The sequence below is a fragment of the Cellulomonas sp. Leaf334 genome (assembly GCF_001424195.1).
Taxonomy (GTDB): Bacteria; Actinomycetota; Actinomycetes; order Actinomycetales; family Cellulomonadaceae; genus Cellulomonas.
On record NZ_LMOO01000010.1, the window covers coordinates 25,170 to 48,075 of the forward strand.

Below are 22,906 nucleotides of genomic sequence, written 5' to 3' on the forward strand. Positions count from 1 at the left end.
TCAGGCGAGCGCCCCCCGGTACACCTCGATCGTGCGGTCGGCGATCGCCTCCCACGTGAAGTGGTCCTCGACGCGTCGCCGGGAGGCAAGGCCCCACTCGGCCGTCCGCGCCGTGCTGCCGACCACGTCGGTCAGCGCGTCGGCCAGGTCGTGGACGAACAGCTGCGGGTCCACCGGGGTGCCGGTCCCGTCCTGCAGCTGGTCGATCGGCACGAGCCGACCGGTGACGCCGTCGTCGATGACCTCCGGGATGCCGCCCGTGGCGGTCCCCACGACCGGCAGCCCCACCGCCATGGCCTCGAGGTTGACGATGCCGAGCGGCTCGTAGACCGACGGGCACGCGAAGACCGTGCCGTGCATGAGGACCGCGATGAGCTCGTCGCGCGGGAGCATCTGCTCGATCCAGACGATGCCGGACCGCTTGGTGCGCAGCTGCTCCACCAGCCCGGAGACCTCGGCCATGATCTGCGGCGTGTCGGGCGCGCCCGCGCAGAGCACCACCTGGACGTCGGGCGGGAGGAGCTCGACCGCGCGCAGGAAGTAGGGCAGACCCTTCTGCCGGGTGATCCGACCGACGAACACGACGCTCGGCCGCGACGGGTCGATCCCGAGCCGGCGCACGGTTGCTCCCGCCGCGGCCACGGCCTCGTCGCTGGTCGGGCGCTGCCACTGGTCGAGGTCGATCCCGTTGTGGACGACCTTGACCAGCGCCGGGTCGACCTTCGGGTAGGCCCGCAGGATGTCCTCGCGCATGCCGCCGCTGACCGCGATGACCGCCGCCGCGCCCTCGTAGGCCGTCTTCTCGGCCCAGCTCGACAGCGCGTAGCCGCCGCCGAGCTGCTCGGCCTTCCACGGACGCAGGGGTTCGAGGCTGTGGGCGCTCACCACGTGCGGCAGCCCGTGCAGCAGACCCGCGAGGTGCCCGCCGAGGTTCGCGTACCAGGTGTGCGAGTGCACGAGGTCCGACGCGACACCGTCCGCCCCGACCGCACCCACCGCGTCGGCCATCTCGAGGTCGATGCCGAACGTCTGCAGCGCGGCGTTCGCACCGGCCAGCTCGGTGGGCACCGTGTACCCGAGCACGCCCGGGGCGTCACGCGGACCGTCGAAGCAGTGCACACGCACGTCGAGGGTGCGTTCGAGCACGCGGGTCAGCCCCGCGACGTGGACGCCCGCCCCGCCGTACACGTGCGGCGGGTACTCCCGGGTCAGCAGGTCGACGCGCACGTGATCCATCCCCTCGCGACCAGCTCGGGCGACCGGTCTCCTCTCGACACGCTAGCGCGTGAGCGACGTCACGCCTCGCTGGGACCGCCCGGTGGGCCTAGGGTCGTAGCCATGGCAGCGCCGCGCGTCCTCGCTATCGTCCTCGCAGGTGGGGAGGGCAAACGTCTGATGCCCCTCACCGCCGACCGTGCCAAGCCGGCGGTGCCCTTCGGTGGGCTGTACCGGCTGATCGACTTCGCCCTGTCGAACGTCATCAACTCGCGGTACCTGCACGTCATCGTGCTGACCCAGTACAAGTCGCACAGCCTCGACCGGCACGTGTCCAAGACGTGGCGCATGTCGCCGCTGCTGGGCAACTACGTCGCGGCCGTCCCGGCGCAGCAGCGCGTCGGCAAGCACTGGTACCTGGGCAGCGCCGACGCGATCTACCAGTGCCTGAACATCATCGAGGACGAGCGCCCCGACATCGTCGTCGTGGTCGGCGCCGACCACGTGTACCGCATGGACTTCTCGCAGATGGTCGAGGCGCACATCGCCTCCGGTGCCGAGTTCACCGTCGCCGCGATCCGGCAGCCGATCGAGGAGGCCGACCAGTTCGGCGTCATCGAGGTCGACCCGACGGACCCGACCCGCATCAAGGCGTTCCTCGAGAAGCCGACGGACCCGGTGGGCCTGGCCGACTCCCCCGGCGAGATCCTCGCGTCGATGGGCAACTACGTGGCGAACGCGGACGCTCTCGTCGCCGCCGTGACCGCCGATGCCGAGAACGTGGGCTCGCGCCATGACATGGGCGGCGACATCGCCCCGTACTTCGTCGAGCGGGGCACCGCGGGCGTCTACGACTTCCTGCGCAACGACGTGCCCGGCTCCACCCCCCGCGACCGCGACTACTGGCGCGACGTCGGGACGATCGACGCGTTCTACGAGGCGAACATCGACCTCATCTCCATCGAGCCGGTGTTCAACCTGTACAACGACGAGTGGCCGCTCTACAGCGGGTACACCAGCCTCGCTCCCGCCAAGTTCATCCACGCGGGCGCAGGCAGGCTCGGCCACGCGGTGGACTCGGTCGTCTCGCCGGGCGTGCTCGTCTCGGGTGCCACGGTGTCCGGGTCGGTCCTCTCGCCGGGCGTCCGGCTGCACTCGTGGGCGCAGGTCACGGACTCGGTGCTCTTCGACGACGTGCACATCGGCCGCTACGCGCAGGTCCACCGCGCGATCATCGACAAGAACGTCAGCGTCCCGGAACGCGTCCGCATCGGGCTCGACCACGACCATGACCGCGCCCGTGGGTTCACCGTCACGGAGTCCGGCATCACCGTCGTCCCGAAGGGGACCGTCATCGCGGAGTGAGCGGGCGTGACGCGCGCCCTGCGTGCGGCACTACCCTCCCGTCTCGTGACCACCTACGAGCCCCACCTCGTCGTCATGGACGTCGACTCGACGTTCATCACCGGGGAGGTCGTCGAGCTGCTCGCGGCGCACGCCGGTTCCGAGGTGCTCGTCACCGAGATCACCGAGCGGGCGATGCGCGGCGAGATCGACTTCGCAGCCTCCCTGCACGAGCGCGTCGCGACGCTCGCCGGCCTGCCCGAGTCCGTGCTGGCCGACGTGCTCGCCGCCGTGGAGCCCACGCCGGGCGCCCGGGAGCTGGTCGACGAGCTGGACGCCCGGGGGTGGCCAGTCGGGCTCGTGTCGGGCGGCTTCATCGAGATCGTGCGGCCCCTGGCCGCGTCGTTCGGCATCACCCTGACCCGCGCGAACGCGCTCGAGGTCGTCGACGGGCGGCTCACGGGCAAGGTCAGCGGCCCGGTGATCGACCGGGCGGCCAAGGCCGTGGTGCTCCGCGAGTACGCCGCGGCGGTCGGGATCCCGATGGAGCGGACGATCGCCATCGGGGACGGTGCCAACGACATCGACATGGTCGTGGCGGCCGGGTTCGGCATCGCCTTCAACGCCAAGCCGCTGCTGTGCGAGGCCGCCGACGCCGTCGTGCGCGAGCGGCTGGACGCCGTCCTCGACCTGCCGGCCTTCCGGCCGTGACCGCGTTCGTGCCCGGCCTCGAGCTGGCACGGATGCTCTCCGACGAGGTCCGCCCGGTCCTGGCCGAGCGCGGGCTCGCGCACACCACCGCCCTCGTCGGCCCCGGCTCGGACGTGCTGGGTCTCGACGACGCGACGTCGACCGACCACGACTGGGGACCGCGCCTGCAGGTGCTGCTGTCCCCCACCGACCACGCCGCGCACGCCCCCGCCCTGCACGAGGAGCTGCGCCACCGGGTGCCGTCGCAGATCGGCGGCTGGACCACCCGGGTCGCCCCGGCGGCGTCGGACGGCACGCGCGGGCTCGGCGACGCAGCCGCGACCGGTCCGGTCGACCACCGGGTCGAGATCCTCACCCTCGACGCGCTGGTGCGTCGGCTGCTCGGCCCGGTGGACCCGAGGACGGCCGCCGACTGGCTCGTCGTCCCGCAGCAACGTCTTCTCTCGCTCACCGCGGGCGCCGTCTTCCACGACGACCTCGGCCTCGACGCGGTGCGCGACCGGCTGCGCTACTACCCGCACGACGTCTGGCTGTACCAGCAGGCGGCAGCCTGGTCGGCGATCGGCCAGGACGAGCACCTGGCCCCGCGGGCGGGGATGGCGGGCGACGACCTCGGGTCCCGCCTCGTGACCGCACGGGTGTGCCGCACCGCGGCGCAGCTCGCGTTCCTGCAGGAGCGCCGGTACGCGCCCTACGACAAGTGGCTCGGGACGGCCCTCGCGCGGATCGCGTCGACCGCACCGTTGCGGGCCGCCCTGGCGACCACCCTCGCGGCACCGACGTGGTCGGACCGCCAGCACGCGCTCGGCGAGGCCCTCGTGGAGCTCGTCCGTCGGCACAACGCGCTCGGCCTCACGGCGCCGGTGCCCGAGACGACGACCGCGTTCCACGGCCGCCCGTTCGAGGTGATCGACGGTGCGGCGATCGCCGGTCGCCTCGTGGAGACCGTCACCGACCCCGAGGTCCGCGGCCTGGTGGCGCGACCCCTCGTCGGCGGGATCGACCTGCTCAGCGCCAGCACCGACCTCGCGGTCGACACCACCCGGACCGAGGCCCTGCGCCGCCTCTACTGAGGGACGGCGAGCCTCCGCAGAGAAGCCGTCCCGGCTGCGAGCGTGTCCCACGCGTCGACCTCCAGCAGCGACCAGCTGGCGGTCGGCACACCGACCCGGACGCGTTCGAGCGTCGCGGGGTCCGAGTCCGCTCCGGCCATCAGGACGGCGGCCTGCGACATCGTCGGCTCGTGCCCGACGACGAGCACCGTCCGCACGTCGGCCGCGACCGTCCGCACGAGCTCGACGAGGGCGCTCGACCCGGCGTAGTACAGGTCGTCGAGATACCGGACGTCGGGTTCGGCGCCGAGCGTCGAGCGGACGAGGTCCCACGTCTGCCGGGTCCGCACGCTGCTCGAGCAGAGCACGAGGTCGGGGACGACGTCGTCGGCCGCGAGGGCGGTGCCGACCCGGGTGGACTGCTTGCGACCGACGAGAGAGAGGGGGCGCTGGATGTCGGGGACGTCCGGGTGCTCGGCCTTGGCATGGCGCAGGAGCACGAGTCGCCGAGGGCCGGTCACGGACGTCACCGGCTCAGCGTCCCACTACCCCGAACGCTTCGCCCAGGCGCGCGCCTCACAGCCCCATCGCGTGGTAGCCGCCGTCCACGTGCACGATCTCGCCCGTCGTCGCCGGGAACCAGTCCGACAGCAGTGCCGCGACCGCGCGGGCCGTCGGCTCCGGGTCGAACGCGTCCCAGCCGAGCGGGGCGCGCTCCGGCCAGCCGCCCTCCATCGCCTCGAAGCCGGGGATCGACTTGGCGGCCGTCGTGCGGATCGGGCCGGCGGAGACCAGGTTCACGCGGATGCCCTGCGGACCGAGGTCCCGGGCCAGGTAGCGCGAGGTCGACTCGAAGGCAGCCTTGGCGACACCCATCCAGTCGTAGACGGGCCACGCGTAGCGGGCGTCGAACGTGAGGCCGACGATCGACCCGCCCGAGCTCAGCAGCGGCTGCGTGGCGACCGCGAGCGACTTCAGCGAGTAGGCGCTGACCTGCAGCGCGGTCGCGACGTCGTCCCACTCCCCGGCCAGGAAGTTCCCGCCCATGACGGACTGCGGTGCGAAGCCGATGGAGTGCACGACCCCGTCGAGCGAGTCGAAGCCCGCCTCGCGCACCCGGTCGGCGAGCGCCGCGAGGTCGTCACCGTCGGTGACGTCGAGCTGGAGCACCGTCGCCGGCTTCGGGAGGCGTCGCGAGATCGCCTGGGTCAGCCGGAACTGCCGACCGAACGAGGTGAGGAGCACCTCGGCGCCCTCCTGCTGGGCCAACCGCGCCACGTGGAAGGCGATGGAGCCGTCCGTGAGGACACCGGTGACCAGGAGCTTCTTGCCGTCGAGCAGACCCATGTGCGTTCCGTTCTCGTTTCGTCGCCGTGCTGGGAGAAGAGTGTCAGTGGCCCATGCCGAGGCCGCCGTCGACGGGGATGACCGCCCCGGAGATGTAGCCCGCCGCGTCCGACGCGACGAACTCGACGACGCCGGCCACTTCGTCGGGCAGCGCGAACCGGCCCAGCGGGATGGAGTCGCGGTACGCCTTCTGCTTGTCCTCGGGGAGGGCACGCGTCATGTCGGTGTCGATGAACCCCGGTGCGACGACGTTCGCGGTGATCGCGCGGCCGCCCAGCTCACGGGTGATCGAGCGGGCCATGCCGACGAGCGCCGACTTGGACGCCGCGTAGTTGACCTGGCCGGCCGACCCGTACAGCCCGACGACCGAGGAGATGAAGATGATCCGGCCGCGGCGCAGGCGGATCATGCCCTTGCTGGCACGGCGCGCGCAGCGGAAAGCGCCCGTGAGGTTGACGTCGAGGACGTCGGAGAACTCCTCGTCGGTCATCCGCATGAGCAGCTGGTCGCGCGTGACACCGGCGTTGGCGACGAGCACCTCGACGGGGCCGTGCTCGGCCTCGATCTTCGCGAACGCCGCGTCGACGCTCGCCGTGTCGCGCACGTCACCGACGACGCCGAGGACACCGTGGGGCAGGTCACCGGCGCGGAAGATGGTCGCAACCTTGTCCCCGTTCGCCACGAAGCGCTCCGCGATGGCCCGGCCGATGCCGCGGTTGGCACCCGTCACGAGGACGCTGCGGGGTTGGACTGTGTTGTCGGAAGTCTCAGGCACGGGACACGACGCTATCCGACGTCCCCCGTGCGTCGCGGCAAGGGCCGCGCCCATGTTCGTCGCGCCGCGTTGTGGGACCTGGACAACTCCGGCCCTCAGCACCCCCACAGCCGAGCCGGACTAGAATCACGTGGTGAGCAGCATCCGTCGGCGCCCGGACCTCCCCTCGGAGGAGGTCCACAGCATCACCAACGCACCCGAGCCGCTCGCCGACGACCTGGCCCGCCGGCAGAAGCGCTACCTCCTGCAGATGGGCGTCCGCATCGTCTGCTTCGCCGGGGCGGTGCTGTCCTGGGGCCGGATCCCGATGTGGGCGTCGCTCCTGCTGATCATCGCGGCGGTCGTGCTGCCGTACTCCGCCGTGCTGTTCGCCAACGCGGGCCGCGAGCGCCGCGACTCGGACGGGACGTTCATGACGCCGCGCGAGATCGGTCCGGGCAGCGGCAGCGCTGGGGGAATCGGCTCGTCCGACGGCTCGGACGGCCGCGAGTGAGCCTGTTCGGCCCCGTCCCGGACGCCGTCGACGACCTGGTCTGCAGCAGTCGCGGCTGCCGGGCGGAGGCGACCTGGGGGCTGCTCTGGAACAACCCGAAGCTGCACACCCCGGACCGCCGCAAGGTGTGGCTGGCGTGCGACGAACACCGTGAGCACCTGAGCCAGTTCCTCGACGTACGCGGGTTCCTGCAGAGCGTGGTCCCCGCGGCGGATCTCGAGTCCGCTCCCCGGTCATGAGTCCAGCGGCTCGCCGCGCGACGGTCCTGGTCCTCGTCGGGGTCGTGCTCGCAGTCGTGTGCACGTTCCTCGGCCGCTGGCAGTGGGACCGGCACGTCTGGCGCGACGGAGCGATCGCGGTGGTGGAGACCAACTGGACGGCCGATCCGGTACCGCTCGACACGGTCCTGCCGTCCACCGACGCCCCGCTCACGGACGCCGACGTGTGGCAGCGCGTGACCGTCGTCGGGCACTACGCGACCGACGGCACCGTCCTGCTGCGCAACCGGCCGGTCGACGGCACCCCGGCGTACCACGTGCTCGTGCCGTTCGTCGTCGAGGACGCGTCAGCCGGGACGGCCGCCGACCCGACGCAGGCGGGCACCGTGCTCGTCGTCGACCGGGGCTGGGTCCCGCCCGGGTCGGACGGGAGCGTCGACGTCACACCGCCGGCCGCGCCGGAGGGCACGATCACGCTCACCGCGCGGCTGCGCCACGACGAGCCGGCCACGGACCGCGACGCGCCCACGGGCCAGGTCCAGGCGATCTCTGCCGGGCAGGTCCTCGCGGCCGGCGGCGTCGGGGGCGAGACGTACGACGCCTACGTCGCGATGACTGCGGAGGACCCGTCCGTCGACCCGGTCCCCGGCACGCTCGCCGCGCCCAGCACGGACCCCGGGTCGCACCTGTCGTACGCGTTCCAGTGGTGGACCTTCGCGCTCGGCGGTCTCGTCGCGTTCTGCCTGGGTGCGCGCCGCGAGCTGCAGGACGAGCGCGCTGCGCTGGACGCGGAGGGACCTGCGCCGACCGTGGCACCCGTGACGTCCGGCGGTGTCGAGCTCTGGCCCACCCGGGACACCCCGCGCCCGCGCCGTGCGGCGGCTCCCGACGTCCCGCGCCGGCGCGGAGGTCGCGACGAGGACGCCGAGGACGCGCTGATCGACGCGCAGCTGGCCGACTCGACGCCCCGCGACGACCGCTAGGCCGGCTGCTCGGCGGGCTGACGCTGGCGGAGCCAGGCCTGCACCCGCGCGTGCACCGTCGTGGGGTCGTCGGCGTACTGCCACGGCCACTCCGACAGGTGCTGCCGTGTCTCGGCGAGGTGGACGGCGGCGCGCTCCGGCTGCTCCGTGAGCCAGTACGTGAACCCGAGCAGGTTGTGCGCCCACGCCTTGTCCACCGGCGACGGACCGGATTCGCCGTCGAGCCAGCGCTGCTCGGCCGCCGCGATCTCGGACCGGGTGGCCTCGCTGGTCATGTGCTTGTCGGCGAGCACGGCGGACCTGCTGGTGAGCGCCACGTACTGCTCCACGTGCGCGGCCACCACGAGGAGCGTCGCCGCGCTCCCGGCGGGAGCCTGCGCGGAGACCTCACGGGCGAACCCGAACATCTCGTCGGTGCTGCCGAACCACTTCGCGGCCTTGAACTGCAACGCCTGGCACAGCCCTTCGCGGTGGAACGGGGCGAGCCCGCGCAACGCGTCGAGCCGGGCCTCGTGCTCCTCGACCCCGAGCTCGAGACCGCGTGCGGTCATCAGCCTGCTCACGAGCGGCGACGGGTCCGACGGAGCAGCCTCCACCGCGCGCGTGATGTCCTCCTCGGCGTCCTGGAGCGCGTCGAGGAAGCGGTCCGCGTCGCGGGGGGTCCAGTCGCCGCCGCGGATCTCCCACGCGCGGACGACCCCCGCCTGCCCGCGCACGACGAGTGCCTGGGGGTCGCCCGGGTGGGCCGTGAGCCAGTTCTCCAGCCAGCGTCCGCGGCGCACAGCGGCGTGCGCGAGGACCTCGACGCGGGCGAAGCGCGTGTCCGGGTCGACGGTCGCGCCGAGCAGGTGGGCGGCGGGCTGCCAGTCACCCGCGAGCGCCGCGGTGCGCGCGGACCGGAGGTCGACGTCGTCGAGCGCGTCGTCGGGCTCGACGAAGTCGGCCTCGATCGGGTCGTCCCACGTGGCACGGCCACCCGTGGCCACGTGGACGGTGTACCGGCCGACGCGGGTCACCGTCGCCCAGACCACGACTGCCGCGCTCGCCCAGCAGCACGTCCACGCGAGCCTCGTCGGAGCGACCGCGTCGACCGCGACGAACACGGTGGCGGCGACGGCGACGATCCCCGCGAGGTAGGCGACGACGAGGCCCTGGGTCCGGCCGCCGCGCGGCGAGAACCACCAGATGCCGTCGGCGTGCATGCCCAGGAGGGGGGCGGCGCGGGTGCCCGCGACCCAGAGGACGAGCAGGCCGATGAGCGCGAAGACGGCGGCGCCGATGGCCACCGTCCCGGCAGGAGAGTCGAAGTTCACCGGCGGATGGTGGCACGTCCGAGCCGATCCACCAAGAATGGTGGAGCCGTACCTGGACAAACGTCCAGAATCAGGCCAGCGCGATGAGATCCAGGTACGCCGGGCTCCACAGGTCCTCGTCGCCGTCCGGCAGCAGCAGCACCCGCTCGGGGTCGAGGGCCGCGACCGCACCCTCGTCGTGCGACACCAGGACCACGGCCCCGGCGTACCCGCGCAGGGCCGCGAGGATCTCCTCGCGCGACGCCGGGTCGAGGTTGTTCGTCGGCTCGTCGAGCAGCAGCACGTTGGCGCTGGAGACGACCAGGGCCGCGAGCGCCAGCCGGGTCTTCTCGCCGCCGGACAGCACACGGGCAGGCTTGTCGGCGTCGTCGCCCGAGAACAGGAACGAGCCCAGGACGGACCGCACCTGGGTCTCGGTGAGGTCGGGCGCCGACGACTTGAGGTTCTCGACGACCGTGCGGTCCATGTCGAGCGTCTCGTGCTCCTGCGCGTAGTACCCGAGCTTCAGGCCGTGACCGGGACGGACCTCGCCGGTGTCGGACTTCTCGACGCCGCCCAGGATGCGCAGCAGCGTGGTCTTCCCGGCACCGTTGAGGCCGAGCACGACGACCTTGCTCCCCCGGTCGATCGCCAGGTCGACGTCGGTGAAGACCTCCTGCGACCCGTACGTCTTGGACAGCCCCGCGGCGGTGAGCGGGGTCTTGCCGCAGGCGGCGGGCTCCGGGAACCGCAGGCGCGCGACCTTGTCGGACGCCCGGACCTCTTCGAGCCCGGACAGCAGACGCTCGGCGCGGCGCGCCATGTTCTGTGCGGCGACCGTCTTGGTGGCCTTGGCGCGCATCTTGTCAGCCTGCGCCATCAAGGCGGAGGCCTTCTTCTCGGCGTTGGCCCGCTCGCGGCGGCGACGCTTCTCGTCGGTCTCCCGCTGCTGCAGGTAGGCGTCCCAGCCGAGGGCGTACTGGTCGAGCTGCGAGCGGTTGGCGTCCAGGTGGAAGACCTTGTTCACGACGGCGCGCAGCAGGTCGGCGTCGTGCGAGATCACGATCAGACCGCCCGAGTACGTCTTCAGGTAGTCGCGCAGCCACATGATCGAGTCGGCGTCGAGGTGGTTGGTGGGCTCGTCGAGCAGCAGGGTCTCCACACCGGAGAACAGGATGCGGGCCAGCTCGACGCGACGGCGCTGGCCACCGGAGAGCGTCCCGATCGTCTGGCCGAGGACGCGCTCGTCGAGGCCGAGGTTCGATGCGATGCGGTGCGCCTCGCTCTCGGCGGCGTACCCGCCGGCGGCGTTGAACCGGGAGTCGAGCCGGGAGTAGCGGTCCATCGCCTTCTCGCGGACGGCGTCGTCCTCGCTGGCCATCGCCGTCTCGGTGGCGCGCATCGCACGCACGACCTCGTCGAGGCCACGGGCCGACAGCACCCGGTCCATGGCGAGCTGCTCCAGGTCACCCGTGCGTGGGTCCTGCGGCAGGTAGCCGACGTCTCCCGAGCGGACGATCTGACCGCCCGTGGGCTGCGTCTCCCCCGACAGGGTCTTGGTGAGGGTGGTCTTGCCGGCGCCGTTGCGACCGACCAGACCGATACGGTCGCCGGCCGCGATGCGGAACGACGACTCCTCGAGCAGCACGCGTGCGCCGATGCGCAGCTCGACAGCCTGGGCAGTGATCACTTGACGGTTTCCTCCGAGTTCGCCGCGCTGGCGTTGGCCAGGGGCACAAACGCCAGCAAGTCTACTTCCGGCTAGCGTGGCGTCCGGTCGCAAGGGTCCGACGACGCACCCCTACACGAGCGATCGCCCGCACTCGCCTGACGATCAAGGGGTAGCCATGACCAGTGCACCTGAGAACGAGACCGCCGCAGCACCCGTCGTCGCACTGCCCGCACCGATCGCCCGCTCGTCGGTCAGCACCGACGTCGCGCTGATCTCGACGTTCTCCGCGTTCATTGCGGTGTGCGCGATCCTGCCCGGCATCCCGACGCCGTCGGGCGTGCCGATCACCCTGCAGACGTTCGCCGTGATCCTGGCCGGCCTGGTCCTCGGCTGGCGCCGCGGCGGCCTGGCCGCACTGCTCTACGTGGTCGTCGGCCTGGCCGGGCTCCCGATCTTCTCCGGCGGCGTCGGCGGGGTCGCCGTGCTCGCCGGGCCGTCGGTCGGCTACCTCCTCGCGTTCCCGTTCGCCGCCGCGCTCGCCGGGGTCCTGGCCGGATGGGCCCTGCGTGCCGCCGAGCGCCTGCGGTCGTCGTCGCTCGCCGACAGGCTCGCTGCCCGGTTCGGCGACGGGGTCGGTCGCGCCCCGTCGGCCTGGCGGTACCCGCTGCTCGTCGTGGCCGGACTGGGTGCCAGCTTCCTGACGATCCACCCGGCCGGCATCGTCGGGCTCATGGTGCGGCTCGGCATCACCCTGCCCGAGGCCTTCGCCATCGACGTCGTGTACTGGACGGGCGACGTCCTGAAGAACCTCGCCGCCGCCGCGGTCGCCGTCGCGATCTTCAAGGCCTTCCCCGACATGCTGCGCTCGCGCCGCTGAGCCCCACCCGATGATCGCGCTCGACGACGTCCTCGTCACCGCCTACAGCCCTGACCCGGCCGGCGGTGCCGACCGCGTCGTCCGGCTGCTCGGGCCGGTGACCCTCGAGCTCGTCGAGCACCGGGTCGCGATCGTCGGCGCCAACGGGTCGGGCAAGTCGACGCTCGCCCGGCTGCTCAATGGCCTCGTCCTGCCGTCGTCCGGCACCGTCCGCGTGGACGGGCTGGACACCGCGCGGGACGGGGCCGCGGTGCGGCGCAAGGTCGGGTTCATGTTCACCGACCCCGATGCGCAGTTGGTCATGCCGACGCCCGTCGAGGACGTCGCGCTGTCGCTGCGCCGCCTGCCGATGTCGACGACGGAGCGGGACGTCGCCGCACGCACCGCGCTCGCCCGGTTCGGTCTCGCCGACCGCGCCGAGGTCCCCGTGCACGCCCTGTCCGGGGGGCAGCGGCAGCTGCTCGCGCTCGCGTCGGTGCTGGCCACCGAGCCCGCCGTCCTCGTGTGCGACGAGCCGACGACGCTCCTCGACCTGCGCTGGCGCGGCGTCGTCGACGCGCTCCTTGCCGAGCTGCCCCAGCAGGTCGTCGTCGTCACGCACGACCTCGACGCCGCCCTGCAGGCCGACCGCGTGCTCGTCGTCGACGACGGGACGGTCGTGTTCGACGGTGACCCCGTCGAAGCCGTCGCCCACTACCGCGCCCTGATGCAGGTGGGCGCGTGAGCGGCCCGATCCGACCGCCGTGGGCGGGACCGCTCGGCCTCTACCACCCCGGCACGACCGTCATCCACCGCGCACCGGCCGGCCTCAAGCTCGCGTTCCTGGCGGTGTTCGCGGTCGCCGTGGTCGCCGTCCGCGGCCCTCTCTCCGCGCTCGGGTTCCTGGCCGTGGCCCTGCTGGCGCAGCTCGTCGCGCGCATCCCGTGGCACCGCACCACGCGCGGCCTGGTCCCCGCCCTGGTCACCGCGGCGCTGATCGGCGCCTACCAGTGGTGGGCGCGCGGCTGGGCGACCGCCGTCGAGGTGTCCGTCGACCTCGTCGCCCTCGTCCTGCTCGGCGCCGTCGTGACGGCCACGACGCGCGCGGACACCCTGCTCGACGTCCTCGCCCGGCTGGCCCGGCCGCTGCGGCACGTCGGCCTCTCCCCCGAGGTGTTCGCGCTGTCGGTCGGCCTGTTCCTGCGCACCATCCCGGTCCTCGCGCGGATGTCGCTCGAGACCCGCGACGCCGCCCGCGCCCGCGGCCTCGACCGCGAGCCCCGCGCGATCCTCGTGCCCGCCGCCGTACGGATGGTCGCGCATGCCCGCGCCACCGGTGATGCGCTCGCGGCCCGCGGGCTGGGCGAAAGCTGACGTTCGACGCGCGCGCACGCCGTCGCGCGGCTACGGTTCCCCGGTGACATTCCAGGAGGGTGGCAGCTTCGGTGGCGGCCGCGTCCGCAAGGGCGGCGGCGGCAAGGCGGTGGCCGGCGGTGGCGCGGTCGGACTTCTGGTCCTCGTGATCTACCTGTTCACCGGGGCCGACCTCTCGGGCATCACGGGTGCCGCGCAGGACCCCGGACCCCAGTCGACCGAGTTCGTCGACGAGTGCTCCGCGGAGCAGGCGAACACCGATCGCAACTGCCTCTACAGCGCGACCCTCGACTCGCTCGACACGGTCTGGAGCTCAACCCTCGCCGCCGCGGGCGGTCAGTTCAGCCAGCCGGACGCCGTGACGTTCACGTCCGCCGTCGCCACCGGCTGCGGCAACGCGTCGAGCTCGACCGGTCCGTTCTACTGCCCGCCCGACGCCACGATCTACGTCGACGTCTCGTTCTTCGACCAGCTCGAACAGCTCGGTGCCGAGGACGGCCCTCTGGCCGAGCAGTACGTCATCGCCCACGAGTACGGCCACCACATCCAGAACATCACCGGCGTCATGGACCAGGCGGACCGGCAGGGCGCAGGCGCCGAGTCCGACTCGGTGCGCGTCGAGCTGCAGGCCGACTGCTACGCGGGCCTGTGGGCCGGCGTGGCCGCGAGCACGGTCGACCCGGACACGGGTGTGGCCTACCTCGAGCCGATCACCCAGCAGCAGCTCCAGAACGCGCTCGGCGCGGCCGCTGCCGTCGGCGACGACAACATCCAGGAGCAGTCCGGCGGCGACGTGAACCCCGAGGCCTGGACGCACGGCTCCAGCGAACAGCGCGAGCGCTGGTTCACCACCGGCTACGAGCAGGGCACCCTCGAGGCCTGCGACACGTTCGCGACCGACCAGCTCTGAGACGGGCGACGGCCCTCGGGGATCCCCCGAGGGCCGTCGTCCCGACCGTGCTCAGATGTTGAAGCCGAGGGCCCGCATCTGCTCGCGGCCGTCGGGCGTGATCTTCTCGGGGCCCCACGGCGGCATCCACACCCAGTTGATGCGGAAGCCGTCGACGATGCCGTCGAGGGCGGAGGCCGACTGGTCCTCGATGACGTCCGTGAGCGGGCAGGCCGCCGACGTGAGCGTCATGTCGATGACGGCGGTGTTCGTCTGGTCGATGACCACGCCGTAGATCAGGCCGAGGTCGACGACGTTGATGCCGAGCTCGGGGTCGATGACGTCGCGGAGGGCCTCCTCGACGTCGGCCACCGTGGTCGGGGTGGGGGTGTCCGTGCTCATGAGCTCTCCCGTGCGCCGGTCTTGATGAGTGCGTCGGTCAGCGCCGCCCAGCCGAGCAGGGCGCACTTGATCCGCGCGGGGTACTTGGCGACGCCCGTGAAGGCGGTCGCGTCGCCGAGGGTCTCCTCGGCGTCGTCGTCGAGACCCGCGCCGCGTGTCTGCATGAGCGCGCGGAAGGTGCCGCCGATCTGGTCGACCGTGGCGAGGTCGTTGCCGACCACCAGGTCGTGCAGCACGGAGACGGAGGCCTGCGAGATGCTGCAGCCCTGCCCGTCCCAGCGCACGTCGCGAATGATGACACCGCCCTCGGCTGTGCTGTCAACGTCCACCTGCAAGGTGACCTCGTCACCGCACGTCGGGTTCACCTGGTGCGACTCGCCCGTGTGCAGGTGCAGGTCCCCCGCCGCGCCCAGTCCCTTGCCGTGCGGGAACTTCGCGTGGTCGAGGATGACCTGCTGGTACAGCTGTTCCATCGATCCCGTGCTCATGACACCTCCAGACCGAAGAACGCGCGGACCCCCGTCAGTGCTTCCCGGAAGACCTCGATCTCCTCGTCGGTCGTGTAGACCGCGGCGCTCGCGCGCGTGGTCGACGCTACGCCGAACCGGCGGTGCAGGGGCTGCGCGCAGTGGTGGCCCACCCGCACGGCCACCCCGGCGTCGTCGAGCACCTGGCCGACGTCGTGCGCGTGCACGCCGTCGACGACGAACGAGACGGTCGCCAGGCGGCCGCGCGTGTCGGTCGGGCCGATCACCCGCACTCCGGGCACGGTGGCGACTGCGTCGAGCAGCAGCCCGGCCAGGTGCGCCTCGTGCGCGGCGACGGCGTCCATGCCCAGCTCGTGCAGGTACGACGCGGCGGCGCCCATCCCGACGGCCTGCGACACCATCTGCGTGCCGGCCTCGAACCGCTGCGGCGGCGGCGCGTACGTCGTCGACTCCATGGTGACGACCTCGACCATCGACCCGCCTGTGTTCACGGGAGGCATGGCCTCGAGCAGCTCACGCCGCCCGTACAACGCGCCGACACCGGTGGGACCGAGCATCTTGTGGCCCGAGAACGCCGCGAAGTCGACCCCCAGGGCCGTGAGGTCCACCGGCAGGTGCGGGACCGACTGGCAGGCGTCCAGCACCGTCAGAGCGCCCACTGCGCGGGCACGCTCGACGAACGCCCCGACCGGCGTGATCGCACCGGTGACGTTCGACGCGTGCGTGAACGCCAGCACCTTGGTGCGGTCGGTGACCACGGTGTCGAGCTCGTCGACGCGGATGCGCCCGTCGTCGTCGACCCCGAGCCACCGCAACGAGGCACCCGTCCGGATCGCGAGCTCCTGCCACGGCACCAGGTTCGCGTGGTGCTCGGCCTCCGTGACGACGATCTCGTCACCGGGGCCGAGGGCGAGTTGCCGTGCGGCCGCTCCCCCGCGACCCAGCGACGCGTTCGACATCGCGTACGCGACGAGGTTGATCCCGGCCGTCGCGTTCGACGTCCAGACCAGCGACCCCGGCGACACCCCGACGAACGACGCGACCCGGTCCCGGGCATCCTCGAACGCCTCGGTGGCCTCCTCGGCGAGCTGGTGCGCCCCCCGGTGCACGGCGGCGTTCCGCTGTGCGTAGAAGTCCTGCTCGGCGTCGAGGACGACCTCGGGCTTCTGCGAGGTGGCCCCCGAGTCGAGGTACACCAGGGGCCGCCCGCCGCGCAGGGTCCGCGACAGCAGCGGGAAGTCCGCGCGCACGGCCGCGAGCTCGGTCGCGTCGAGCGTCCGGGCTGCGTCGTCGAGGGTGCTGGTCATCGTGGCCTCAGAGGTTCTCAGAGAACAGACGTGCTCGTCGTCAGGAAGCGGTCGTAGCCCTCGTTCTCGAGGCGCTCGGCCAGCTCGGGCCCGCCCTCCTCGGCGACCTTGCCGTCGACGAAGACGTGCACGAAGTCCGGCGTGATGTAGCGCAGGATCCGCGTGTAGTGCGTGATGAGCAGGACGCCCACGTCGCCACCGGCCTTGACGCGGTTCACGCCCTCGGACACGACGCGCAGCGCGTCGACGTCCAGGCCGGAGTCGGTCTCGTCGAGGATCGCGAAGCGCGGCTTGAGCAGCTCCATCTGGAGGATCTCGTGGCGCTTCTTCTCACCGCCGGAGAAGCCCTCGTTGACCGAGCGCTCGGCGAACGTCGGGTCCATGCGCAGGTTGTCCATCGCCGTGCGGACGTCCTTGACCCACGAGCGCAGCGGCGGCGCGGTGCCGTCGATCGCCGTCTTGGCGGTGCGCAGGAAGTTCGACACGCTGACGCCGGGGACCTCGACGGGGTACTGCATGGCGAGGAACAGCCCGGCGCGGGCGCGCTCGTCGACCGACAGCGCCAGGACGTCCTCGCCGTCGAGCGTCACGGTGCCCGACGTGATCTGGTACTTCGGGTGGCCGGCCAGCGAGTACGCCAGCGTCGACTTGCCGGAGCCGTTCGGGCCCATGATGGCGTGGGTCTCGCCGCTGGCGACGGTCAGGTCGACGCCGCGCAGGATGGGCTTGGCGCCCTCCTTCGTCTCGACGCTGACGTGCAGGTCGCGGATCTCCAGGGTGGACATACGTGTTCCTTCCAGACTTCTCAGAGCGGGGCGTCGACGTCGACCAGCACGCGCTGGCCGTCGACGGTCACGGGGTAGACGGGGACGGGCTGGACGGCGGGCGGGCCGGTGGGCTTGCCGGTGCGCAGGTCGAACCGCGAGCCGTGGAGCCAGCACTCGATCGTGCAGTCCTCCACCTCGCCGTCCGACAGGGAGACGGCGCCGTGCGAGCAGATGTCGCTGATGGCGTGCAGCTCACCGGCGGAGTCGCGCACCAGCGCGACCTCGACCGTGCCGTGCTCGGCCTCCAGCTCGACGCGGAGCGTGCCCTCGACGGGCACGTCCTCGTCGTAGCAGGCCAGCTGGGCGGTCATGCACGCTCCGTCGTGAGGGACACCTCGGAACCGTCGACGTGGCCCTCGGACAGGGAGTCCAGCACGCTCATCGACTTCTCGAGCTCGCGCTCGATGGCCCCGATGAGGCGCTCCTCGATGTCCGGCACGCCGATCTCGTGGATGAGCTCCGCGAAGAAGCCGCGCACCACGAGCCGACGGGCGTCGGACTCCGGGATGCCGCGGGCGCGCAGGTAGAAGAGCTGCTCGTCGTCGAACCGGCCGGTCGCGCTGGCGTGCCCGGCGCCCTCGATGAGGCCGGTCTCGATCTCGAGGTTCGGCACCGAGTCGGCGCGGGCGCCGTCGGACAGGACCAGGTTGCGGTTGAGCTCGTACGTGTCGGTGCCCTCGGCTGCCGCGCGGATGAGCACGTCACCGACCCACACCGTGTGCGCACCCTCGCCCTGCAGGGCGCCCTTGTACGTGACGCGCGAGATGCAGTTGGGCACCGCGTGGTCGACGAAGAGGCGCTGCTCCTGGTGCTGGCCCGCGTCCGCGAAGTACAGCCCGAGCATCTTCACGGTCGCACCCTCGCCGACGAACTCGGCGTCGGGCGTGATCCGGACGACGTCGCCGCCGAGCGTCACCGCGATGTGCTTGACCGTGGCGTCGCGCCCGATGCGGAGCCGGTGCGACGAGGCGTGCACCGAGCCGTCGGCCCAGTCGTGCACCGTGACGACGGTCAGGTGCGCACCCTCGTCGGCGACGATCTCGACCGTCTCGGTGAGCGCGGCGTGACCGAGGTGGTCGATGACGACGACGGCCTGCGACAGCGCCTCGGCGTGCACGAGCAGGTGCGTGGCGCTCGGCTCGAGCGACGCCTCGTGCGTGCCGGCGCCCTCGACGCCCTCGATGCGGATGGACGTCACCGCGGAGGCGACGGCCTCCTTCGGGATCGTGACGATCGTGGCGCGCGGGAACGACGCCCACGCCACGGCGGCGGCCCGGTCACCAGGCTCACCTGCCCGTCCCAGCCGCGCGTCGTCGCGGTCGACGATCTCGACCTGGACCTCGGGCGCCTCGACCACGGTCGTCAGCACGCCGTGGCCGCTCAGGACACCGTCGGTGTCCGCGGCGAACAGAGGCGCGAGCCGGGCGACCGGCGCGAAGCGCCACTCCTCCTCGCGCCCGTTCGGCACAGGGAAGTCGGCGACGTCGAACGACGTGGGGCGCGATCCACGCGAGGCCTCGGGGAGCGGCCCGACACCGTGCGAGTGGCTGCCGTCGGCAGTCGCCCGCGAGTGGTCGGTCGACAGGGTGTCAGTGGTCGTCATCAGCCGACGGAACCTTCCATCTGGAGCTCGATGAGGCGGTTGAGCTCGAGGGCGTACTCCATGGGCAGCTCACGCGCGATGGGCTCGACGAACCCGCGCACGATCATCGCCATGGCCTCGGTCTCGGCCATGCCTCGGGACATCAGGTAGAACAGCTGGTCCTCGCTCACGCGCGACACGGTCGCCTCGTGGCCCATCGACACGTCGTCCTCGCGGACGTCCACGTACGGGTACGTGTCGGAGCGGGAGATCTGGTCGACCAGGAGGGCGTCGCAGAGCACGTTCGAGGCGGAGTGGTGGGCGCCCTCGAGCACCTGCACCAGCCCGCGGTAGGACGTGCGCCCACCACCGCGCGCGACCGACTTCGAGACGATCGAGCTGGAGGTGTGCGGCGCGGCGTGCACCATCTTGGCGCCGGCGTCCTGGTGCTGGCCCGCACCGGCGAACGCGATGGACAGCGTCTCGCCGCGCGCGTGCTCGCCCAGCAGGTAGATGGCCGGGTACTTCATGGTCACCTTGGAGCCGATGTTGCCGTCGACCCACTCCATGGTGGCGCCCTCGGCCGCGGTCGCCCGCTTGGTGACGAGGTTGTACACGTTGTTCGACCAGTTCTGGATGGTCGTGTACCGGACGCGCGCGTTCTTCTTGACGATGATCTCGACGACCGCGGAGTGCAGCGAGTCGCTCGAGTACACCGGAGCTGTACAACCCTCGACGTAGTGCACGTACGAACCCTCGTCGGCGATGATCAGCGTCCGCTCGAACTGACCCATGTTCTCGGTGTTGATCCGGAAGTAGGCCTGCAGCGGGATCTCGACGTGCACGCCCGGCGGGACGTAGACGAACGAGCCGCCCGACCAGACGGCCGTGTTGAGCGACGCGAACTTGTTGTCCCCGGGCGGGATCACCGAGCCGAAGTACTGCTCGAAGATCTCCGGGTGCTCACGCAGTGCGGTGTCGGTGTCGAGGAAGATGACGCCCTGCTCCTCGAGCGACTCCTGGATCTGGTGGTAGACCACCTCGGACTCGTACTGCGCGGCGACGCCCGCGACGAGGCGCTGCTTCTCCGCCTCCGGGATGCCGAGCCGGTCGTACGTGTTCTTGATGTCGTCGGGCAGGTCCTCCCAGCTCGTGGCCTGCTTCTCCGTCGACCGCACGAAGTACTTGATGTTGTCGAAGTCGATGCCCGACAGGTCCGAGCCCCACCAGGGCATGGGCTTCTTGTCGAACAGGCGCAGCGACTTCAGGCGCGTCTTGAGCATCCACTCGGGCTCGTTCTTGAGCGCGGAGATCTCGCGGACCTTCGCCTCCGACAGCCCACGGGTCGCGACGGACCCGGCGGTGTCGGCGTCGTGCCAGCCGTAGTTGTAGTTCCCGATGGAGGCGATGGCCTCGTCCTGGGTCATCTGCGGCGTCGCGGCCGCAGTGCTGTCGGTCTGTGCGCTCATGCTGAATGTCCTTCCACGGAGAGCACGGGGTGGGGGGCGTGCGACGAGGTGGTCTGTGAGGTGGTGAGCGGGATGCTGGTGGTACACACGTGGCCGCCACCGGCCAGCGTCGCGAGGCGCTGCACGTGCACGCCGAGGAGCCGCGAGAATGCGCGCGCCTCGGCCTCGCACAGCTGCGGGAACTCGTGCGCGACGTCCTGGACCGGGCAGTGGCCCTGGCAGAGCTGCATGGCCAGGCCGCCGGGGACCGGCCGCGCGGACGCGGCGTACCCGTCCGCGGTGAGCCCGTCGGCCAGGACACGCACGCGCTCGGCGACGTCGTCCCCCGCCGCGGCGACCGCTGCCGAGTGCCGCTCCTCCAGGTCACGGACGCGCTGCTCCGCGAAGCCCTGCACGGCCTGCGGGCCGGCGGTCTCCGCGAGGAAGCGCAGCGCCTGGCTGGCGAGCTCGGAGTAGCGGTGGGACAGCGCGGCCTGACCGCGGCTCGTCACGACGTACCGCCGGGCGGGACGTCCGCGCCCCTTCGGAGCGCTGAGCCCGTCGTGCACGGCGATCTGGTCCGTGGCCTCGAGCACCCCGAGGTGACGACGGATGCCGGCGGGTGCGAGGTCGAGCTGCGCGGCGAGCTCGGCGGCCGACACCGGACCGGCGGCCGCGACGATCTGCAGCAGACGCTGGCGCGTCCCGGCGTCGGAGTCCGACGTCGTGGTGTCCGCGAGGGTGTGCTCGACCGCAGGCAGCGTCGCGTTCATGCACACCTCCGTCGGGTCTGGGTCCGGATGATCAGCGGCAGGCGCACGGGAAGTGCGAGGAACGGGGCCGCGATATTGACAACATCCTTGTTGCCAATATCCATCCCTGCAAGCAAGGAGAGCCTTCGCTCAGCGTCACGTCCCTCACACGGGCGACCGTCGTGGGCGCCCTAGACTTCCCTCTCGTGCCCGACTCCCCCGCGCTCGAGATCTCCGGGCTCGTCAAGCGCTACAGCGGCCGAGCCGTCGTCGACGGGCTCGACCTCGTCGCCCACCACGGCCAGGTCACCGCGGTGCTCGGACCGAACGGCGCGGGCAAGACGACGACGATCGAGTGCTGCGAGGGCCTGCGGGAGCCCGACGGTGGCAGCGTGCGCGTGCTCGGCCTCGACCCCGTGACGCAGGCCCGCGACCTGCGTCCCCGCGTCGGCGTCATGCTCCAGGACGGCGGGCTGCCGACGGGCGTCAGGGCGCACGAGATGCTCGCGCACGTGGCCAGGATGTACGCCGACCCGCGGGACCTCGGCGAGCTCACGGAGCGCCTCGGGCTGGGCTCGTTCGCCCGCACCACGGTCCGACGGCTCTCCGGTGGCCAGCGGCAGCGGCTCGCGCTCGCGGCGGCGGTCGTCGGTCGGCCGGAGGTCGTCTTCCTCGACGAGCCCAGCGCCGGGATGGACCCGCAGACGCGGCACGCGGTCTGGGACCTGGTCCGCGAGCTGCGCGACGAGGGCGTCGCCGTCGTGCTCACGACGCACCTCATGGACGAGGCCGAGGACCTCGCCGACCAGGTCGTCGTCGTCGACCACGGCCGCGTCATCGCGCAGGGCTCCGTGCCGTCGCTCGTCTCGGAGGCCGAGGACCGCACGCTGCGGCTCGAGACCGAGCCGGGCCTCGACCTGCACGCCGCGCTCGGCGCCGACTTCGTCGTCAGCGAGCCGCGCGACGGGTCCTACACCGTCACGGGCGCCGTCGACCCCGACGCGGTCGCCGCGGTCACCGCCTGGCTGGCGACGAACGGCGCCCTGGCCACGCGGCTGACCGTCGGTCGCCGCACCCTCGAGGACGTCTTCCTCGACCTGACCGGACGGAACCTGCGATGAGCACGGCGGCCCCCACCCTGCAGCGTGTCGTCGCGCAGACCTCGTTCGAGGCTCGCGCGATCCTGCGCAACGGCGAGCAGCTGCTGGTCACGATCATCGTCCCGGTGCTGGTCCTCGTCGGGCTGACGAAGGTCACCGGGATCGACCTCGACACCGGCGGCGCCAGCCGGATCGACTTCCTGACCCCGGGGATCCTCGCCCTGGCCGTCATGACGACGTCGTTCACGTCGCAGGCGATCGCGTCGTCGTTCGACCGGCGCAACGGCGTCCTGCGGCTCCTGTCGACCACCCCGCTGGGTCGCGGCGGGCTGCTTGCGGGCAAGGTGCTGGGCGTGCTCGTCGTCGAGCTCGTCCAGGTGGTCGTCATCGGTCTCGTCGCCGTGCTCCTCGGGTGGCGGCCGGATCCGGCGGGGATCCCGCTGGCCGTCCTCGCGATCGTGCTCGGCACCGCCGCGTTCACCTCGCTCGCGCTGCTCGTCGCGGGGACGCTGCGCGCCGAGGCGGTGCTCGCCGTCGCCAACCTGCTGCTGCTCGTCCTGGCCGTCGCCGGAGGAGTCGTCATCCCGGCGAGCCAGCTGCCTGGGCCGATGGCCCACGTCGCGTTGCTGCTGCCGTCGGGCGCGCTCGGCGAGGCGATGCGCGAGACCCTGCTGCACGGCGTCCTGCCCGCCTGGTCCGTCGTGGTCCTCGTCGCGTGGGCCGCCGCGCTCGGGTGGGGCGCGAGCCGCCTGTTCCGCTGGCACTGACCGCTACCGTGG

The 22,906-nt window shown here is 72.1% G+C and carries 26 protein-coding genes; 12 read left to right on the plus strand and 14 right to left on the minus strand.

The genetic code is table 11. The features are described from left to right. Positions 1–1,227, minus strand: coding sequence for a glycogen synthase (glgA, locus tag ASF78_RS21100; protein ID WP_056594540.1), 1,227 nt, complete (start codon positions 1,225–1,227; stop codon positions 1–3). Between the two features lie 111 nt (positions 1,228–1,338). On the opposite strand from glgA, the gene glgC reads away from it, so the two are divergent. From glgC to ASF78_RS21115, 3 genes are read left to right on the plus strand one after another with little or no spacing between them, the layout of a single operon-like run. Further along, positions 1,339–2,580, plus strand: a complete 1,242-nt coding sequence (gene glgC / locus ASF78_RS21105) for a glucose-1-phosphate adenylyltransferase (protein ID WP_056594430.1) — start codon at positions 1,339–1,341, stop codon at positions 2,578–2,580. Positions 2,581–2,625: 45 nt separating this feature from the next. Next, positions 2,626–3,270 carry a phosphoserine phosphatase SerB gene (gene serB, locus ASF78_RS21110; protein ID WP_255354846.1) on the plus strand — a complete coding sequence of 215 codons (645 nt, stop codon included), beginning with the start codon at positions 2,626–2,628 and terminating at the stop codon, positions 3,268–3,270. Continuing rightward, a complete protein-coding gene (locus tag ASF78_RS21115) occupies positions 3,267–4,343 on the plus strand; it encodes a DUF4037 domain-containing protein (protein ID WP_056594432.1) in 1,077 nt (358 codons plus the stop codon). Before serB ends, ASF78_RS21115 begins: the two co-directional genes overlap by 4 nt. On the opposite strand, the gene ASF78_RS21120 is transcribed toward ASF78_RS21115, so the two are convergent. The 3 genes from ASF78_RS21120 to fabG are packed head-to-tail and all read right to left on the minus strand — an operon-like array spanning position 4,337 to position 6,444. Continuing rightward, positions 4,337–4,852, minus strand: coding sequence for a histidine phosphatase family protein (locus ASF78_RS21120; RefSeq protein ID WP_056594435.1), 516 nt, complete (start codon positions 4,850–4,852; stop codon positions 4,337–4,339). The two genes, ASF78_RS21115 and ASF78_RS21120, sit on opposite strands and share 7 nt — an antisense overlap. 46 nt (positions 4,853–4,898) lie before the next feature. Continuing rightward, positions 4,899–5,669: an enoyl-ACP reductase FabI gene (gene fabI, locus ASF78_RS21125; RefSeq protein WP_056594438.1), complete on the minus strand. Its 771-nt coding sequence runs from the start codon at positions 5,667–5,669 to the stop codon at positions 4,899–4,901. 43 nt (positions 5,670–5,712) lie between these two features. Then, positions 5,713–6,444: a 3-oxoacyl-ACP reductase FabG gene (gene fabG, locus ASF78_RS21130; protein WP_056594440.1), complete on the minus strand. Its 732-nt coding sequence runs from the start codon at positions 6,442–6,444 to the stop codon at positions 5,713–5,715. A gap of 133 nt (positions 6,445–6,577) precedes the next feature. Between fabG and ASF78_RS21135 the strand changes: the two genes are divergently transcribed. Genes ASF78_RS21135 through ASF78_RS21145 form a run of 3 tightly spaced genes read left to right on the plus strand, consistent with a single transcriptional unit; the run spans position 6,578 to position 8,138 of the window. Then, the gene (locus ASF78_RS21135) at positions 6,578–6,937 is read left to right on the plus strand and encodes a DUF3099 domain-containing protein (RefSeq protein ID WP_235518755.1); all 360 of its coding nucleotides are present in this window, start codon (positions 6,578–6,580) and stop codon (positions 6,935–6,937) included. Beyond that, the gene (locus tag ASF78_RS21140; RefSeq protein ID WP_056594442.1) at positions 6,934–7,176 is read left to right on the plus strand and encodes a hypothetical protein; all 243 of its coding nucleotides are present in this window, start codon (positions 6,934–6,936) and stop codon (positions 7,174–7,176) included. The genes ASF78_RS21135 and ASF78_RS21140 overlap by 4 nt, the downstream gene beginning before the upstream one ends. Beyond that, entirely contained in the window at positions 7,173–8,138 is a 966-nt protein-coding gene (locus ASF78_RS21145) for an SURF1 family protein (protein ID WP_056594445.1), read from the plus strand. The genes ASF78_RS21140 and ASF78_RS21145 overlap by 4 nt, the downstream gene beginning before the upstream one ends. Here the strand turns inward: ASF78_RS21145 and ASF78_RS21150 are convergent. Together ASF78_RS21150 and abc-f are read right to left on the minus strand one after the other, a co-directional pair. Beyond that, complete coding sequence (locus tag ASF78_RS21150) at positions 8,135–9,451, minus strand: hypothetical protein (protein ID WP_056594448.1); 1,317 nt, start codon at positions 9,449–9,451, stop codon at positions 8,135–8,137. The two genes, ASF78_RS21145 and ASF78_RS21150, sit on opposite strands and share 4 nt — an antisense overlap. A gap of 70 nt (positions 9,452–9,521) precedes the next feature. Beyond that, a complete protein-coding gene (gene abc-f / locus ASF78_RS21155) occupies positions 9,522–11,120 on the minus strand; it encodes a ribosomal protection-like ABC-F family protein (RefSeq protein WP_056594452.1) in 1,599 nt (532 codons plus the stop codon). A 157-nt stretch (positions 11,121–11,277) separates the two neighbouring features. Here abc-f and ASF78_RS21160 point away from each other — a divergent pair, with 157 nt between their 5' ends. The 4 genes from ASF78_RS21160 to ASF78_RS21175 are packed head-to-tail and all read left to right on the plus strand — an operon-like array spanning position 11,278 to position 14,242. Next, positions 11,278–11,979 (plus strand): biotin transporter BioY, encoded by a 702-nt coding sequence (locus ASF78_RS21160; protein ID WP_056594454.1) that lies wholly within the window; start codon positions 11,278–11,280, stop codon positions 11,977–11,979. A 10-nt stretch (positions 11,980–11,989) separates the two neighbouring features. Further along, positions 11,990–12,703: an energy-coupling factor ABC transporter ATP-binding protein gene (locus ASF78_RS21165; protein WP_056594456.1), complete on the plus strand. Its 714-nt coding sequence runs from the start codon at positions 11,990–11,992 to the stop codon at positions 12,701–12,703. Next, positions 12,700–13,332 (plus strand): energy-coupling factor transporter transmembrane protein EcfT, encoded by a 633-nt coding sequence (locus ASF78_RS21170; protein ID WP_056594460.1) that lies wholly within the window; start codon positions 12,700–12,702, stop codon positions 13,330–13,332. Before ASF78_RS21165 ends, ASF78_RS21170 begins: the two co-directional genes overlap by 4 nt. Before the next feature lie 43 nt (positions 13,333–13,375). Next, positions 13,376–14,242 (plus strand): neutral zinc metallopeptidase, encoded by an 867-nt coding sequence (locus tag ASF78_RS21175; protein ID WP_056594463.1) that lies wholly within the window; start codon positions 13,376–13,378, stop codon positions 14,240–14,242. Positions 14,243–14,293: 51 nt separating this feature from the next. Here the strand turns inward: ASF78_RS21175 and ASF78_RS21180 are convergent, their stop codons facing one another. From ASF78_RS21180 to ASF78_RS21215, 8 genes are read right to left on the minus strand one after another with little or no spacing between them, the layout of a single operon-like run. Beyond that, entirely contained in the window at positions 14,294–14,623 is a 330-nt protein-coding gene (locus tag ASF78_RS21180; protein WP_056594466.1) for a metal-sulfur cluster assembly factor, read from the minus strand. After that, positions 14,620–15,111 carry a Fe-S cluster assembly sulfur transfer protein SufU gene (gene sufU, locus ASF78_RS21185; RefSeq protein ID WP_056594469.1) on the minus strand — a complete coding sequence of 164 codons (492 nt, stop codon included), beginning with the start codon at positions 15,109–15,111 and terminating at the stop codon, positions 14,620–14,622. The genes ASF78_RS21180 and sufU overlap by 4 nt, the downstream gene beginning before the upstream one ends. After that, a complete protein-coding gene (locus tag ASF78_RS21190) occupies positions 15,108–16,418 on the minus strand; it encodes a SufS family cysteine desulfurase (RefSeq protein WP_056594470.1) in 1,311 nt (436 codons plus the stop codon). The genes sufU and ASF78_RS21190 overlap by 4 nt, the downstream gene beginning before the upstream one ends. A gap of 17 nt (positions 16,419–16,435) precedes the next feature. Beyond that, a complete protein-coding gene (gene sufC, locus ASF78_RS21195) occupies positions 16,436–17,203 on the minus strand; it encodes a Fe-S cluster assembly ATPase SufC (protein ID WP_056594476.1) in 768 nt (255 codons plus the stop codon). 20 nt (positions 17,204–17,223) lie between these two features. Then, positions 17,224–17,556: a non-heme iron oxygenase ferredoxin subunit gene (locus ASF78_RS21200; protein WP_056594479.1), complete on the minus strand. Its 333-nt coding sequence runs from the start codon at positions 17,554–17,556 to the stop codon at positions 17,224–17,226. After that, positions 17,553–18,848, minus strand: coding sequence for a Fe-S cluster assembly protein SufD (gene sufD / locus ASF78_RS21205; RefSeq protein WP_056594482.1), 1,296 nt, complete (start codon positions 18,846–18,848; stop codon positions 17,553–17,555). Before sufD ends, ASF78_RS21200 begins: the two co-directional genes overlap by 4 nt. Then, entirely contained in the window at positions 18,848–20,296 is a 1,449-nt protein-coding gene (gene sufB / locus ASF78_RS21210) for a Fe-S cluster assembly protein SufB (protein ID WP_056594486.1), read from the minus strand. The genes sufD and sufB overlap by 1 nt, the downstream gene beginning before the upstream one ends. Further along, complete coding sequence (locus tag ASF78_RS21215; protein WP_056594489.1) at positions 20,293–21,048, minus strand: metalloregulator ArsR/SmtB family transcription factor; 756 nt, start codon at positions 21,046–21,048, stop codon at positions 20,293–20,295. The genes sufB and ASF78_RS21215 overlap by 4 nt, the downstream gene beginning before the upstream one ends. Before the next feature lie 185 nt (positions 21,049–21,233). On the opposite strand from ASF78_RS21215, the gene ASF78_RS21220 reads away from it, so the two are divergent. Beyond that, positions 21,234–22,148, plus strand: a complete 915-nt coding sequence (locus ASF78_RS21220; protein WP_056594492.1) for an ABC transporter ATP-binding protein — start codon at positions 21,234–21,236, stop codon at positions 22,146–22,148. Continuing rightward, positions 22,145–22,894, plus strand: coding sequence for an ABC transporter permease (locus ASF78_RS21225; protein WP_056594493.1), 750 nt, complete (start codon positions 22,145–22,147; stop codon positions 22,892–22,894). The genes ASF78_RS21220 and ASF78_RS21225 overlap by 4 nt, the downstream gene beginning before the upstream one ends. Positions 22,895–22,906: the final 12 nt, after the last annotated feature.

Excerpts from the sequence above, each read along its gene's own strand:
- glgC (WP_056594430.1), top strand. The coding sequence starts at position 1,339 with ATGGCAGCGCCGCGCGTCCTCGCTATCGTCCTCGCAGGTGGGGAGGGC.
- fabI (WP_056594438.1), bottom strand. The coding sequence starts at position 5,669 with ATGGGTCTGCTCGACGGCAAGAAGCTCCTGGTCACCGGTGTCCTCACG.
- ASF78_RS21145 (WP_056594445.1), top strand. The coding sequence starts at position 7,173 with ATGAGTCCAGCGGCTCGCCGCGCGACGGTCCTGGTCCTCGTCGGGGTC.
- ASF78_RS21160 (WP_056594454.1), top strand. The coding sequence starts at position 11,278 with ATGACCAGTGCACCTGAGAACGAGACCGCCGCAGCACCCGTCGTCGCA.
- ASF78_RS21165 (WP_056594456.1), top strand. The coding sequence starts at position 11,990 with ATGATCGCGCTCGACGACGTCCTCGTCACCGCCTACAGCCCTGACCCG.
- ASF78_RS21180 (WP_056594466.1), bottom strand. The coding sequence starts at position 14,623 with ATGAGCACGGACACCCCCACCCCGACCACGGTGGCCGACGTCGAGGAG.
- sufU (WP_056594469.1), bottom strand. The coding sequence starts at position 15,111 with ATGAGCACGGGATCGATGGAACAGCTGTACCAGCAGGTCATCCTCGAC.
- ASF78_RS21190 (WP_056594470.1), bottom strand. The coding sequence starts at position 16,418 with ATGACCAGCACCCTCGACGACGCAGCCCGGACGCTCGACGCGACCGAG.
- sufC (WP_056594476.1), bottom strand. The coding sequence starts at position 17,203 with ATGTCCACCCTGGAGATCCGCGACCTGCACGTCAGCGTCGAGACGAAG.
- ASF78_RS21200 (WP_056594479.1), bottom strand. The coding sequence starts at position 17,556 with ATGACCGCCCAGCTGGCCTGCTACGACGAGGACGTGCCCGTCGAGGGC.
- sufD (WP_056594482.1), bottom strand. The coding sequence starts at position 18,848 with ATGACGACCACTGACACCCTGTCGACCGACCACTCGCGGGCGACTGCC.
- sufB (WP_056594486.1), bottom strand. The coding sequence starts at position 20,296 with ATGAGCGCACAGACCGACAGCACTGCGGCCGCGACGCCGCAGATGACC.
- ASF78_RS21215 (WP_056594489.1), bottom strand. The coding sequence starts at position 21,048 with ATGAACGCGACGCTGCCTGCGGTCGAGCACACCCTCGCGGACACCACG.
- ASF78_RS21225 (WP_056594493.1), top strand. The coding sequence starts at position 22,145 with ATGAGCACGGCGGCCCCCACCCTGCAGCGTGTCGTCGCGCAGACCTCG.